We start from the raw sequence: 14,996 nt of genomic DNA, 5'->3' as shown, positions 1-14,996 counted from the left end.
AGGCGCCGACAGCGCAACGGTAAACTCCCGTCGGTCGTTTTGCCGCTCACGGCGTTCGCTTTCGCTGCGCTCACGAAACTTCGCTGCGCTCGTTTTGCCGCGCCCGGGGTTCGCGCGGCGGCAGCGGCACGGCGCAAGCGATCCGCTTGTCGCCTCCGAGCGTAGGAGCGGGCTTGCCCGCGATGGATGCCGCGCGTCGGTGGCGGTGTTGCGGGCCAGCCCGCCTCACGCGCGTTGGGATGGGGCAGCTTGGGCTGAGCGCCGCAAAGCCCAACCGCTCTGGCGTTAAAGCGGTTGCGCCGGGAGCCGGGATCCCCGCGTGACACGCGCTGCCTCCCCGCAGCCCCGGCGCGGTGCGGCGAGACAACGGGGGAATGGCAAAAACCCAACACCTGTTGGGCTTCGTTGCACTCAGCCCAACCTACCATCTGCACTGCGGGGCAGGCTGTGCGCACACCCAGGCACCCTCTCCCTGCGGGAGAGGCCGGGTGAGGGGCCAGCAGGGCGAGCGCCCGGTCATCACCCTGGGACCAAGCGGCTGGCCCAACCGTAGGAGCGGGCTTGCCCGCGATGGCTGGCCAATCGGCACAGTGGATCGCGGGCAAGCCCGCTCCTACGAGCCAGGATGCCGGCCCGCCAGGATTTGGCACGGCACCGCAGCCGCCCGGCATACTCGCTCCCGCCGGGCGCGGGCAGGGTGAAGGCCGATAGGGCGGGCGCCCGGCCATTGCCTCTGGGCCGCGTTGCCGCCTCCACCCGTGGGAGCGGGCTTGCCCGCGATGACTTGCTTATCGGCACAGTGGATCGCGAGCCAGCTCGCTCCGACGGGCTTGGTGCATCGCTGATCGGTATGTCGGGCTTGCGAGATCGTCCAGCCGCTCCAATCTCAGCACTCAGCACTCAGCACTCAGCACTCAGCACTCAGCACTCGCCTGATCACTTCCCGCCAATTCGCCCCCGGATGAATGACCCCGAGCGGTATTGCATGGCGGGCGCCGGTGGCGCTGGGCAGGTTGCCGGGCAGGCCCTGCAGGGTGCGCAGCCCCAGCCAGGCAAAAGCCATGGCTTCCAGCGCTTGGCTGGGAATGCCGCTCACCGTGTCCCCCTTCTGGATTTTGACTTCTGGCAACGCTTTTTGCAGCGCCGCCATCAATGCTGGGTTTTCCGCGCCGCCGCCGAAGACCAGCATGTCTTCCGCTCCCGGCGTCCAGCGACGCACCGCCAGGGCCACGGACTCGGCCGTGAGGGCCGTCAATGTGGCCATGAGGTCCGGACCGCTTCCGGGCCGGTTTGCCCAAGGCCTTTCCAGGAATGCTTCGTCGAAGAGTTCGCGCCCCGTGCTTTTGGGCGGCGGCGCCTGAAAATAGGGCATTTCCAACCACTCCCGCAGCGCGGGCGCGTGGACCTGGCCTTGGCGGGCGATGGCGCCATCCTCGTCGTATTGGAGCTGAGCCTGGCTGAGCCGCCGTGCCAAGGCATCCATGAGCACGTTGCCGGGTCCGGTGTCGAAGGCCACCGGCGGGCGCCCGTCGCCGTGTCCGGGAAGCCAGGTCAGGTTGGCCATGCCGCCGAGATTGAGGATGATGCGCGGCTGTGTTCCTTGGAACAGGGCCTGATGGAAGGGCGGCACCAGCGGGGCGCCCTGGCCGCCCGCGACCACGTCCCGCGGCCGGAAATCGGCGACGGTGGTGATGCCGGTTTCCTCGGCCAGCACGTCGGCCCAGCCGATCTGCAGGGTGAAGCCGGCCGGCCCGTCCGGCTGGTGCCGAATGGTCTGGCCGTGGCAGCCGATGAGGTCGATCTCGGCAGCCGCCATGCCGCTGCGTTCGATCAGCTCCCTGGCCGCCGCCGCGTAGATGTGCCCCAGCCGGCGGGCGCATCGGCCCATGGCGTTGATTTCGTCCGTTGCCGGCTGGTTCAGGGCCAGCACGGCTTGGCGCAGGTCATGCGGGTAGGGGGTGGCGTGGTGGTGCAGGAGGGCGATGCTCTGCTCCTCCAGGCGGAGCAGGGCGCAGTCGACGCCGTCGGCGCTCGTTCCCGACATGATGCCGATGGCGTGCCAGATCGGCATGACCGAGTCCTAGCGCATGGCCACTTGGGTAGTGGCGTTCAGCTGGTCCAGGAGCGCGGTGTACTCCGCCGCCTGCTGACGGAACGCGGTGCGGTATTCGGGCGGCAGGGGGTTGGCGCCCGGCAACGCCACCGTCAGCGGGTCGCGCGCCACGCCATCCCAGCGGAGCTCGTAATGGAGATGCGGCCCCGAGGCCAAACCGGTCTGGCCGACGTAGCCGATGACTTGCCCCAGCTTGACCTTGACGCCGGGCCGGATGCCTTTGGCGAAACGCGACAGATGGCCGTAGGCCATGGAAATGTGCTGGTTGTAGCGCAGCACGATCAGGTTGCCGTAGCCGCCCTGCGGGCCCGCATGCACGACAGTAGCATTGGCGGTTGCCACCACCGGCGTGCCGGTCGGCGCGGCATAGTCCACGCCCTTGTGAGCGCGCCATTTGCCCAGCACCGGGTGGAGGCGGGCCTTGCTGAAGTAGGAGCTGATGCGCGCCACGGCAACGGGGGTGCGGATGAAGGCGCGTTCGGTCAGCTTACCCTTGGGGTCCACGTATTTGATGGTCCCGTCCGGGAGCTGGAAGCGCATGAGGCGGTGGGATTCGCCATTCAGCAGGAACTCCGCCGCCAGGATGTCGCCGTCCTTCACTTTGCGGCCTTCGTTGTATTTCGCTTCGTGGATGACCGTGAGCTTGGCGCCGGGATGGATGTCCTGGGCGAAGTCGATGTCGTAGCGGAAGATTTTGGCGAGTTCCAGGATGGTGGCGTCGGATAGCCCGGCCCGCTGGCCGTCTCCGAAGAGGGAGTCCTGGATGTCGACCACCGTGCTGACTTTGCGGATTTCCAGCGGCCGCTCTTTCACGCGGGCGGAAAAGTGGTCGGCTTTCGCTTCGATCATGAGGGTTTTCTCGGCATCGATGCGATAGCGGATTTTTTCAAGCCGGTTGTCGTCGCTCGTCAGAATGGCCAGCTCATCACCGGGCTTGAGCTTTCTCAGGGAGTAGACCTCCCTGCTGGCCTGGGCCACCGGGATGGCCTCCTGCGGATCGATGCCCATGCGCGCGAAAATGGTGGAGAGCGTGTCGCCCTCGTTCACGGTGAAAAGCTGCCAGTCGGGCAGTTTGATCTTGGGGGCATGCAGCTTGGCTTCTTTGGCTGCGGAGTTGGCGGCGTCGGACGGAAGGTTGTCGGGCAGGGAGGGCAGGGCGAGCGGCTTTACCGCCAGTTCCGTGATGGCCGGCGTCGGTGTCTTGTAGGCGTTGCCCGAGAGGGTGTGGCCCAGGCCGAAGGCCACCGCCAGTACGCCGAGGCTCAGCAGGGCTTTGCGCCGATGTTTGCTGCGGGTCTGGGACCTTTGTGATTGGAATTCAAAGTCGCGTAGGCTGGGGTCGTGTCTCGCCATTGGGTTCTCCAGGATTTTGCATGGCTGCTTGGTGCTGTGAGACTTTTGTCGGATGGCACGAACTTTGAAAAAGCTAACCTATATGGGTGGGTAAATCAAGTTTTTTGATGGCTTTTGGCGTTTGTTCTTCACTTTTTGTGAATGGGTTGATGCCTATAAACAACAAAAATCTTGGTTCGGTGTTGCATATTAGCAATTAACGATGCATTGCAAGAAATTCTTTGCGATTCCTGTCAATTGAGCAAAAACGCGGTGGCCAGCGCCAGGAAGGTAAAGAAGGCGGTGATGTCCGTGGCGGTGGTGACCAGGCCGGAGGCGAGGGGCGGATCCAGGTCGAGGCGGCGCATGGCCAGGGGGATGACGGCGCCGACCAGGCCGGCAATGACCAGGCTGATCAGCATGGCAATGGCGATCAGCAGGCCCAGGCGCGGATCGTCGAAGCGCCACCAGGTCAGGGCCGCCAGGGCGGTGCCGATGATGACGCCGTTGAATAGCCCGATGGTGGCCTGTCGCGCGATGGTGCGCAGCCCGAGATTGAGATCGATCTGCCCCAGGGCGATGCCGCGCACCACCACGGTGAAGGTCTGGATGCCGCCGACTCCGCCCACGTTGGCAATGATGGGCATCAGGACGGCCAACGCCGCCATGCGGCTGATGCTGTCCTCGAACAGGCCGACCACCAGGGAGGTGATGGTCGACAGGGCCAAGTTGAGCATGAGCCAGCTCGAGCGCTTGGCCACAGTGCGGCTGATCACCTCGTTGAGATCGCTGCCTTCGCTCAGGTTGGCCAGGCGGTACAAGTCCTCGGTGGCTTCTTCCTCCAGTACGTAGAAGATGTCGTCGGCGGTGATGCGGCCCAGGATGTGGCCGCTTTCGTCCACGACGGGCATGCTGGCTAGGTTGTGCTGCTTGAAGAGCTGGGCCACGGTTTCCTGGTCGACGTCGGGGGTGACGCTGATTGGGGCAGTTTCCGCCTCTTCGATGACCGGCTGCTCCGGGTCCATGCGCAGCAGCTGGAACAGGCTGATCACGCCGTTGAGCACGCCGCGGTTGTCCACCAGATAGATGTCGTGGATGTCCTCCAGGTCCTGCGCGGCCCGGCGCAGCTTTTCCAGCACGCGGCGCACGCGCCACTTGGCGGGCACCGAAAACAGTTCCGATTGCATGATGCCGCCGGCGCTGTTCTCCGGGTAGCGCAGCAGGCCGCGCACCTGCGCCTGGTCTGCATGCGGCAGGAAGGCCAGCAGCTCCTGGCGGCGCTCCTCCTCGTCGAGCCACTGCAGCACGTCCGCGGCATCGTCCGAGTCCATCAGGGCGAGAGCGGCACCCAGGCGCTGATCGGGCAGGGTGTGCAGCAGCTCGCGAGCCACCGCCTCGTCGGCGAGGGGCAGCAGTTCCGCCAGGGTGTCCTCGTCCAGCAGCGGATAAACGGCGCGCCGCTCCGCCGGCGACAGCAGGTTCAGCAGCAACAGGATGTCGCGGGGATGATGATCCTCGATCAGCGCCCGCAGGGTATCCTGCTCGTGGTTGTCCAGGGCCGTCTGGACGCGCTCGAGATAGCTCCTGGAGATGCTGACCTTCGCCGAGTTGTCTAGCGCCATGCTTCCTCCCCGCTCTTGGCGAGGGCATCATCTGGTTATCGGCTGGCTTTGTCAAACCGCTGTTCTACGCTTCTTCCATGGAACGTTTCTTGTATGAAAATTTCCAATGGATAACCTCTTCAAGGAATAGTCGCCATGAAGTTGCGGAGCAAGCTGTTCATCATTTTGGCGCTGGCGAGTGTGTTGCCCCTGCTGTTGGTGCTGGGCTTGGTGGTGAGTCAGAGCGCCAAGCGGCTGGAAGCCCAGGCGCGGCATGAGATCCGCGCGGCGCTGGATCAGAGCATCCAGGATGCGCGGGCGGAGTTGGCCGCGGATCAGTCCATGGTTCGGGCCCTGGCCACGGTGCCCACCTTCGGCGACTTCGTGCGCGTGATGGGCGGCCGGAACCCTGCCGCTTACCGGCAACAGGCGCAGCGCATCACGAATTTCATGCTCAAGTACCAGTTGAGCCAGCCTGGGATCCAAGCCATTCGTATTCTGGATACCAGTGGGGTGACGCTGCTTAAGGTCAAGGAAGGCAAGGTCGTGACCCCGGAATATACCCTGCCCGACGGACGTCCTTATATCGCCAACGTCGGTATCCAGCCCTTCTTCCGTTGGGCGCGTGACAACCTGCAGCCTGGGCAGTTGGCCATGTCCCGCTTCGAAATGGGACAGGAGGGGCCGAGCGAGGATTTTTGTCCGCCCATGATTCGTTACATGATCCCCTTGAGCGTGCGCGGAGAGGTCCGGGCTTATTTGGCTGTGAACACTTGGGGCAAGCGCTTCGACGACTTTTTCTCGCGGGTGGTCAGCTCCAGCGAAGGCAAGGTCTTCGTGGCCGAGATCAATGCCGTCGACCGGTCCCGGGATGGCGTTTTCCTCTACCATCCCGACCTGCGCATGCGCTTCGCCGATCAGACCGGGGCGCCATACCGCTTTACGACCGAGTTCAGCCCCGAGCTGTGGCGGCAGGTGCAGGCGCATCGCGAGGGCACGATGCGGCTGCCCGGCGGCAAGGATCTGCTTTTCTTTCGCCACTTCAGCCCGGGCGGCATGGACAACCCGTCCTGGGTGGTTGCCACGCGGGTCTCGCGGGATGCCCTGCTGGCGCCGGTGGAGGAAATGCGGCGCAGCATTCTGGGCATGGCGGCCTTGCTGCTGGTGGCCAGCCTGGTGCTGTCGCGCTGGCTGGCCAAGCAATTGGCCGAGCCCATTCAGTTTCTGGCCGCCAAGCTGAAGGGCTACGCCGATGGCGAGCGTAACTTTCCGTTGCCGGCGCGTCGTGGCGACGAGTTGGGGCTGCTCACCCAGGCTTTCAATTACATGGTTCAACGCCTGGAGGCGACTGCCATGGATCGTGACCGGGCCGAAATCATGGCTTGCCAGGCGGCCAAGTTGGCCACCGTGGGCGAGCTGGCAGCCGGCCTGGGACATGAGATCAACAACCCGCTGAACAATATCTTGGGATTGGCGAAGCTGATGGAACGCGAGGGCGGCGACGAACTGCCCGATTGGATCAAGAACGACTTGACGACCATGCGGCGCGAGTGCGAGCGGGCGGCTGAAATCGTGCAGGGACTGCTCAATTTCGCTCGGCGCATGGAGCCGCAGTATGGGCGTTTTTCGCTCAACGCCTTGCTGGACGAGGCCTGTTCCCTGTTGCGGCGCAAGGCGCAGGCGGCGGGCGTGCGCCTGGTCGCCCGCCTGGAAGGGGATTGCCTGCTGCATGCCGACCGCAACCAGATCCTGCAGGTGCTCATCAATGTCCTGCTCAATGCCATTCAGGCCAGTCCGGCGCAAGGCGAAGTGCGCATCCATGCCGAACTGGGCGGAGACGATCTCTGGTTGCGCATCGAGGATGCCGGTCCCGGCGTCGCCGACGAACATCTGGTGCGCATCTTTGATCCCTTCTTCAGCACCAAGGCGGAAGGACAGGGGACCGGCCTTGGTCTGTCCATCAGCTTCGGCATCGTCAGGCGGCACAACGGCGATATCCAGGTGGACCGCAGTGCGGATTTGGGCGGGGCCCGGGTCACCATTCGTCTGCCGATCCGTGCGCCGGCCGACATCCCGGAGCAGTCCACCGCCATTCCATCCATCGAGGAGGCTTTGCGCCATGTCGGTTAGCCGACCCATCTTGTTCGTGGACGACGACCCGGTGGCGGCCAGCACGCTGCGTCGCTTCGGCCGTACGTTGCCCTATCCCTGCGAGGTATTCGAGGATCCGTGCGCCGCGCTGGAAGCGTTCAGCCAGGGTGGGGCCGCTCTGGTGGTCACCGATTTGCGCATGCCCGGCCTGGACGGCTTCGAGCTGCTGCACCGCTTGAAGCAGATCGATCCGGATGTCCCGGTGCTGGTGGTCACCGGCCACTCTTCGGTGGACAACGCGATCACGGCCATGAAGGTCGGCGCCACCGACTTCATCAAAAAGCCGTTCGATCTGGACGAAATGGCCCTGGTCATCGAACGGGTGCTGGAGAAGGTACGCTTGGAGCAGGAAAACGCGCTCCTGAAGCGTGCCTTGCCGGACTGGCGTCGTCAGTTGGGCATCGTGGGACAGGCGCCGGCCATGGAGCCGGTCTTTGCGCGCATACGCAAGGTCGCCGACATCTCCTGCAACGTCATCATCAGCGGCGAATCCGGGACCGGCAAGGAACTGGTGGCGCAGGCCATTCACTACAGCGGCGTCCGCCGCAACGCGCCGTTCGTGGTGATCGATTGCGGCGCCCTGTCGGATACGCTGCTGGAGTCCGAGCTCTTTGGCCACGAAAAGGGCGCCTTTACCGGCGCCACCACCCGCAAGCAGGGATTGCTGGAGGCCGCCAACGGCGGCACGGTGTTCCTGGACGAGATCTGCAATATTTCCGATGCCATGCAGATGAAGCTGCTGCGCGTCATTCAGGAGAGCCGCATCACCCGCGTGGGCGGTCTCCAGTCCGTGGCCATCGACGTGCGCTTCATCGTTGCCACCAACCGCGAGCTGGCGCAGATGGTTCAGGAAGGCGGCTTCCGCCATGACCTCTATCACCGGCTCAACGTGGTGGACATCCGCATGCCCCCGCTGCGGGAACGACGAGAGGACATTCCACGGCTCGTCGCCCACTTTCTCGTACAGGCCAATAAACAGTACGGTCGCCAGGTTCCCGGCTTCACCTCCCAGGCCATGGCCGCGCTCATGGCGGCGCCATGGCCGGGCAACATCCGCGAGTTGCGCAACGTGGTGGAGCGGGGCGTCATCCTCGCCGAGCCCGGCCGCCCGCTGGATCTGGCCGATCTGCCCGATTTCTTGCCGGTGCAGCAAGGCGCCGCCTTTGTCTTTGAGCCGCCCGTGGAGGAGTTGGTATCGCTGGCGGAAATGGAGTCCCGCTACATCGCTCACGTGCTTCAGGTGGTCGGCGGCGAGCGCAAGCGTGCCGCCGAGATCCTGGGTATCGACAAAACCACCCTGTGGCGGAAGTTGAAGGGTAATGCCGATGATAATTCCGCTTTAAACATACAGTCGTCCCGGCTCTAAATTTCTCGCTGATTGCAAAATGCAGTCACATTTTCAACCCTGGGTTGCATTATGCAATCCGGGGTTTCTGTTTTTTTAAATATTGTTTTAAATTCAATACCTTAATTTTGGAATGCTTCTTGAATAAACAGTGATAACCCGTCCTTCGATGGGCGAGTCAAACTTCATTCACCTGCTTATTTGCGAGGAGCGTCAAATGTACAAAGCCATGTTACATCCTTTCCTGGCCGCCTGCGCCCTGGTGGCTTTCGCCAGTCCTCCGGCGATTGCCGCCACGCCGGCTGCACCGGCAGCCAAAGCCGCGCCTGCCGATGATAGTCTGGCCTCTCAGAAAATCGTGCTGCAGATCAGTGACGGCAGCGCGGAAAAGCAGACGCTGGTGCTGAACGTGGCCAGCAACCTGATCAAGTACTACGGCCCGGATGCCGTGGCCATTGATGTGGTCGCCTATGGTCCTGGTCTGCGATTACTGCTCAAGGACAATGAAAATGCCTCGCGCATCAAGGATCTGTCCATGCAGGGGGTCAGCTTCAAAGCCTGTCAGAACACCATGAAGGCCATGGGCAAGAAGAGCACCGATCTCAATCCGGCCGCCAATGAGGTGCCCGCCGGCATCGTCCACATTGCCGAGCGCGAGAAGCAGGGCTGGGCTTACGCGCGGCCCTGATTCCTAAAAAATGAAGAGGAGAGAAGCAGCAATGAAGAAAGCAAACAAAAAACTGAACAAGCTGGTCGCCGGGGTGCTCGCCCTTGCAAGCATCCCGCAAGCCGCCCACGCCGCCAACTGGCTCATGTTGCAGGGCACCGAGCCCGCGGGTGTGAGTGCGCCGGTGAGTCTCTGGGGCTTCATCCAGCCGACCTACTACTCGGTGGATGCCAAGAATCTGTCCGGCTTGGTGGGGCCGAATGCGGCTTTCAACGGCCAAACGCCCAACTTCAACCGCGTGGGACCGCAGCTCGAGTCCAGCAACAGCTTCAACATTCTGCGCGCGCGTATCGGCATCCGCGGCGTGGCCTCGCCCATCGATGAGCGCATCAACTACTTTTTCCTGACGGAGTTCGGCAACAACGGCTACTCACGTTCGGATGACGGCAGTTCGCCGCGCATCATCGATGGCTCCATCACCTTCAGTCACATTCCGGGCGCCCGGGTGCGCGTCGGCCTCTTCAAGGCGCCCGGCATGCCTGAGGAAGGGCTGCAGGGCATCCAGGTCTTCGATTACATCAACTTCACCAACGTCACCCAGCAACTGATCCAGGAGCAGTTTTTCACCACGGGCCCTTCGGCTGTGGCCGCCCCGCTTGCCGGGTCCACGACCACGGGCTTCGTCGGCACGCAACAGGGTACCATCAACGCTTTCCGCGATACCGGCATCCAGGTCTTCGACTCCTTCCGCAACGGTCCCTGGGATTTGGGCTATGCGGCCATGGTCGGCAACGGCTCTTCGCTCTTCCGCACCGACAACAACGAAGGCAAAGACCTCTACTACCGCTTGCAGGGCTACTACGTGCTGGGCGACAGCAAGGGCCCGCGCCGCGACGACATGGGCGCCTGGATCTGGCGCCAGGATGGCAAGCGCACCTTCAATGGCAACGACTACGACATGGTGCGCCAAGGCATCGGCTTCGGCTATCGCAAGGGCTACCTGAAGCCCAACGGCATGCGCTTCACGGCCGAGTACATGCAGGGCGAAGGCATGATCTCGGCGGGTTCGCCCTTCCCGGGTGGTACGCCCACCGTGTATCCGGGCGACAACAACAAGGCTGACGGCTGGTACGTGGAAGGCGGCTATTTCCTGACCAAGAACATCGAGTTCGACCTGCGCTACGACAAGTACAACCGCCTCACCAACAGTGCCGCGGACGAGCGCCAGTTCACCACCTGGACCCTGGGCGCCCAGTACCATCTCAATCCCAAGGCGCGCCTGACCCTGAACTACGAGTTCCGCGATCTGGAGGTGCCGAATCCCGGCGCAATCACCGCGGTGCCGGCGCGGACCAACGCCAACGCGGTAGCCGACGCCATGGGCGATCGCTTCAGTGCGCAAGCTACCCTGATTTTCTGATGGTGGCATGAAGCATGCATCAATATTTTTGCAGTAAATTTAGCGTGGCAGACTGACAGCCCTATCTGCGTCTTTCTCCGTGCACTGGCCACGCTAAATGCTTCAGCCCCCGCCCCGGCGGGGGCTTTTTTATGCCCAAAGGGCGCAATCCTTGTGTTAGGATAGTGCCATCTGGCGCAGATGCTCCTTGTTGCTCCGGCACATAGCCGTCGCGTGAGCCGCGGATCGGGGGCCGGCGCTTTTCGCTTAAAATTCCTGCTGAAAAGGTTTTTCCATGGTCGGTACTGCTGAAACCCTGTCCATTCTCCGACGCGGCGTGGTGGACGTGCTGCTCGAGCAAGAGCTGGAAGCCAAGCTGAAGGCCGCGGCGCTGGAAAAGCGCCCGTTGCGGGTCAAGGCGGGCTTCGACCCCACCGCGCCCGATCTGCACCTGGGGCACACCGTCCTGATGCAGAAGATGCGGCAGTTCCAGCAGTTGGGCCATGAGGTCATCTTTCTCATCGGCGACTTCACCGGCATGATCGGCGACCCCACCGGCAAGAATGTGACCCGCAAGCCGTTGACGCGCGATGAAGTGCTGGCCAATGCCGAAACCTATGCCCAGCAGATCTACAAGATCCTGGACCCGGAACGCACCGTGGTGGCCTTCAACTCCAGCTGGATGGGGAGCATGTCCGCCGCCGACCTCATCGGCTTGGCGGCCAAGCAGACCGTGGCGCGCATGCTGGAGCGCGAGGACTTCCACAAGCGCTATGCGAGCGGCCAGCCCATCGCCATCCACGAATTCCTGTATCCGCTGATCCAGGGCTATGACTCCGTGGCGCTCAAGGCCGACGTGGAGTTGGGCGGCACCGACCAGCGCTTCAACCTGCTCATGGGCCGCGAGCTGCAGCGCGAGTTCGGCCAGGCGCCGCAGGTGGTCATGACCATGCCGCTCCTGGAAGGGCTGGATGGCGTGCAGAAGATGTCCAAATCCCTTGGCAACTATGTCGCCATCACCGATGCGCCCCAGGAAATGTTCGGCAAGCTCATGTCCATCTCCGATGAGCTGATGTGGCGCTACTTCGTCCTGCTGTCCGACCGGGCGGCGGACGAGGTGGAGCGTTGGCAGCGCGAGGCGCGGGAAGGCGGGCTCAACCCGCGTGACGTCAAGATGCTCCTGGCACGCGAGCTGGTGGCCCGCTATCACGGCCAAAGCCAGGCCGACGCCGCCGAGCAGGATTTCCGGGCGCGCTTTCAGCGGAACCAAATCCCGGAGGATCTGTCCGATGTTGTCCTTGAAGCGGGCGAGGCTGGCATCGGCATCGCCACTGCCCTGACCCAGGCCGGCCTGACCGCCAGCAACAGCGAGGCTTTCCGCAAGATCCGCGAGGGCGCGGTGCGCCTGAACGGCGAGCGGGTGAGCCGCACGGATTTGCACTTGCAAGCCGGTGAGACCTGGGTGGCCCAAGTGGGCAAGCGGCACTTTGCCCGGCTCGTGATCCGCTAAGTCACTGATGCGGCGAGCACGTTTTCCGGGAAGGTGGCCGATCGAAATGAGGGGTTGACGGCGCGGATGGAGTGCGTATAATGCGCCCCACATTGCAGCAACGGCCGACACGGCGAGCTGCAAGCCGCGAAAAAAGATCGCGGCGAGGGGTTGACGAAGCCGGCAAGGCGAGTATAATTCACCTCCTCACTGCGGCGGCGGGCGAAGCGCTCCACCGCAGAAGATGAATGGAAACAAGGAAGTAACTGCTCTTTAACAAGGTATTGAGTGAAGTGTGTGGGTACTTGGTGGTACCTATCGGCAGGTAGTATGACTGCTGAGTCACTTTTTTGAGTGCTTAGCGTAAGGGATTGAACTGGAGAGTTTGATCCTGGCTCAGATTGAACGCTGGCGGCATGCCTAACACATGCAAGTCGAACGGCAGCAGGTCCTTCGGGATGCTGGCGAGTGGCGGACGGGTGAGTAACGCGTAGGAATCTGTCCTCGAGTGGGGGATAACCCAGGGAAACTTGGGCTAATACCGCATACGCCCTGAGGGGGAAAGCGGGGGATCTTCGGACCTCGCGCTGGAGGAGGAGCCTGCGTCCGATTAGCTAGTTGGTGGGGTAAAGGCCTACCAAGGCGACGATCGGTAGCTGGTCTGAGAGGACGATCAGCCACACTGGGACTGAGACACGGCCCAGACTCCTACGGGAGGCAGCAGTGGGGAATTTTTCGCAATGGGGGCAACCCTGACGAAGCAATGCCGCGTGTGTGAAGAAGGCCTTCGGGTTGTAAAGCACTTTCAGCGGGGACGAAAAGGTACGGGCGAACAGTCCGTGCTGTTGACGTGAACCGCAGAAGAAGCACCGGCTAACTCCGTGCCAGCAGCCGCGGTAATACGGAGGGTGCGAGCGTTAATCGGAATTACTGGGCGTAAAGCGCGCGTAGGCGGTCATCTCAGTCTGCTGTGAAAGCCCCGGGCTCAACCTGGGAATGGCAGTGGATACTGGATGGCTGGAGTCTGGGAGAGGGTCGTGGAATTCCACGTGTAGCGGTGAAATGCGTAGATATGTGGAGGAACACCAATGGCGAAGGCAGCGACCTGGCCCGAGACTGACGCTGAAGTGCGAAAGCGTGGGGAGCAAACAGGATTAGATACCCTGGTAGTCCACGCCCTAAACGATGGATACTAGGCGTGTGGCAGTTTAACTGCTGCGTGCCGCAGCTAACGCATTAAGTATCCCGCCTGGGGAGTACGGTCGCAAGATTAAAACTCAAAGGAATTGACGGGGGCCCGCACAAGCGGTGGAGCATGTGGTTTAATTCGATGCAACGCGCAGAACCTTACCTGGGCTTGACATGTGCGGAATCCTGCAGAGATGTGGGAGTGCCCTTCGGGGAGCCGCAACACAGGTGCTGCATGGCTGTCGTCAGCTCGTGTCGTGAGATGTTGGGTTAAGTCCCGCAACGAGCGCAACCCTTGCCCTTAGTTGCCAGCAGTTCGGCTGGGCACTCTAAGGGGACTGCCGGTGACAAACCGGAGGAAGGTGGGGATGACGTCAAGTCCTCATGGCCTTTATGTCCAGGGCTACACACGTGCTACAATGGCGCATACAGAGGGATGCCAACTCGCGAGAGGGAGCCGACCCCAGAAAGTGCGCCGTAGTTCGGATTGCAGTCTGCAACTCGACTGCATGAAGTCGGAATCGCTAGTAATCGCGGATCAGCACGCCGCGGTGAATACGTTCCCGGGCCTTGTACACACCGCCCGTCACACCATGGGAGTGGGCTGTACCAGAAGCCGGTAGCCTAACCGCAAGGAGGGCGCCGACCACGGTATGGTTCATGACTGGGGTGAAGTCGTAACAAGGTAGCCGTAGGGGAACCTGCGGCTGGATCACCTCCTTTTAAGAGCAGCCGAAGGCTGCCAAGTATCCACACACATCACTCAATACGGGAACCAGGCAAGTCGGGCCTATAGCTCAGTTGGCTAGAGCACACGACTGATAATCGTGAGGTCAGTGGTTCGAATCCACTTGGGCCCACCATGTTCAGGGGCTGTAGCTCAGCTGGGAGAGCACCTGCTTTGCAAGCAGGGGGTCACCGGTTCGAACCCGGTCAGCTCCACCAGTGGTGGTGGGGCGCGGTGAGGGTTTTGGCCTGTGCAGGCTGATGCACAGGCCAGCATCTTCGGATGTCTGGTGTTCTTTAACAAAATGGGAAGAGTTTAGTAAAGCGCATGGGTATGCTGTAGTAGTACCTGCGAGCGACCATGGCCCGAAGCGATTTTGGGTTATATGGTCAAGTGAATAAGGGCATACGGTGGATGCCTTGGCGACAACAGGCGACGAAAGACGTGGTTACCTGCGATAAGCCTCGGGGAGCTGGTAAACGAGCTGTGATCCGAGGATTTCTGAATGGGGCAACCCGGCCAGCCCAAGCTGGTCACTGTCATCTGAATACATAGGATGGCAGGGCGAACCCGGTGAACTGAAACATCTAAGTAGCCGGAGGAAGAGAAATCAACCGAGATTCCCTGAGTAGTGGCGAGCGAAAGGGGAAGAGCCTTCACGATGTAGCCGGTCTGTTAGGAGAAGCGTCTGGAAAGGCGCGCCGTAGTGGGTGATAGCCCCGTATCCGAAAAGAGGCCGGTGGAACTAAGCGTGAGAGAAGTAGGGCGGGACACGTGAAATCCTGTCTGAAGATGGGGGGACCATCCTCCAAGGCTAAATACTCGTTGTCGACCGATAGTGAACCAGTACCGTGAGGGAAAGGCGAAAAGAACCCCGGCGAGGGGAGTGAAATAGATCCTGAAACCGTATGCCTACAAGCTGTGGGAGCCCCGCAAGGGGTGACCGCGTACCTTTTGTATCATGGGTCAGCGACTTATTCTCAG

8 protein-coding genes, 2 tRNA genes and 2 rRNA genes (1 of these 12 cut by a window edge) are annotated in these 14,996 nt (G+C 62.2%); 9 read left to right on the top strand and 3 right to left on the bottom strand.

Annotated features, from left to right (window positions below; translation table 11 throughout):
* Positions 1-907: 907 nt before the first annotated feature.
* The 3 genes from G579_RS17560 to mgtE all read right to left on the bottom strand — a co-directional run bounded on the left by G579_RS17560 (position 908) and on the right by mgtE (position 5,067).
* Positions 908-2,071 (bottom strand): anhydro-N-acetylmuramic acid kinase, encoded by a 1,164-nt coding sequence (locus tag G579_RS17560; RefSeq protein WP_081662790.1) that lies wholly within the window; start codon positions 2,069-2,071, stop codon positions 908-910.
* A gap of 9 nt (positions 2,072-2,080) precedes the next feature.
* Positions 2,081-3,466: a M23 family metallopeptidase gene (locus G579_RS17555; protein ID WP_051181616.1), complete on the bottom strand. Its 1,386-nt coding sequence runs from the start codon at positions 3,464-3,466 to the stop codon at positions 2,081-2,083.
* A gap of 233 nt (positions 3,467-3,699) precedes the next feature.
* Positions 3,700-5,067 carry a magnesium transporter gene (gene mgtE, locus G579_RS0112775; RefSeq protein ID WP_028990484.1) on the bottom strand — a complete coding sequence of 456 codons (1,368 nt, stop codon included), beginning with the start codon at positions 5,065-5,067 and terminating at the stop codon, positions 3,700-3,702.
* Between the two features lie 135 nt (positions 5,068-5,202).
* Here mgtE and G579_RS18370 point away from each other — a divergent pair, with 135 nt between their 5' ends.
* The 9 genes from G579_RS18370 to G579_RS0112730 form a co-directional block, all read left to right on the top strand.
* Positions 5,203-7,176 carry a sensor histidine kinase gene (locus G579_RS18370; RefSeq protein ID WP_051181613.1) on the top strand — a complete coding sequence of 658 codons (1,974 nt, stop codon included), beginning with the start codon at positions 5,203-5,205 and terminating at the stop codon, positions 7,174-7,176.
* Entirely contained in the window at positions 7,166-8,563 is a 1,398-nt protein-coding gene (locus G579_RS0112765) for a sigma-54-dependent transcriptional regulator (protein WP_028990483.1), read from the top strand. The genes G579_RS18370 and G579_RS0112765 overlap by 11 nt, the downstream gene beginning before the upstream one ends.
* Before the next feature lie 196 nt (positions 8,564-8,759).
* Positions 8,760-9,230 carry a DsrE family protein gene (locus G579_RS17545; protein ID WP_051181611.1) on the top strand — a complete coding sequence of 157 codons (471 nt, stop codon included), beginning with the start codon at positions 8,760-8,762 and terminating at the stop codon, positions 9,228-9,230.
* A 31-nt stretch (positions 9,231-9,261) separates the two neighbouring features.
* Positions 9,262-10,629, top strand: a complete 1,368-nt coding sequence (locus tag G579_RS0112755) for a porin family protein (protein ID WP_028990482.1) — start codon at positions 9,262-9,264, stop codon at positions 10,627-10,629.
* A gap of 274 nt (positions 10,630-10,903) precedes the next feature.
* A complete protein-coding gene (gene tyrS, locus G579_RS0112750) occupies positions 10,904-12,118 on the top strand; it encodes a tyrosine--tRNA ligase (RefSeq protein WP_028990481.1) in 1,215 nt (404 codons plus the stop codon).
* 352 nt (positions 12,119-12,470) lie between these two features.
* A 16S ribosomal RNA gene (locus G579_RS0112745) occupies positions 12,471-14,008 on the top strand.
* A gap of 63 nt (positions 14,009-14,071) precedes the next feature.
* Positions 14,072-14,148, top strand: a tRNA-Ile gene (locus G579_RS0112740).
* A 6-nt stretch (positions 14,149-14,154) separates the two neighbouring features.
* Positions 14,155-14,230 (top strand) — tRNA-Ala (locus G579_RS0112735).
* Positions 14,231-14,399: 169 nt separating this feature from the next.
* Positions 14,400-14,996 (top strand): 23S ribosomal RNA (locus G579_RS0112730); it runs 2,300 nt beyond the window's last position.
* The 16S and 23S rRNA genes sit together here with 2 tRNA genes alongside, the layout of an rRNA operon.

Origin of the sequence: Thermithiobacillus tepidarius DSM 3134 (assembly GCF_000423825.1) — a bacterium.
Lineage (GTDB): Bacteria > Pseudomonadota > Gammaproteobacteria > Acidithiobacillales > Thermithiobacillaceae > Thermithiobacillus > Thermithiobacillus tepidarius.
The sequence above is the reverse complement of the archived record's forward strand: the minus strand, read 5'-3'. Positions and strand labels throughout refer to the sequence as shown.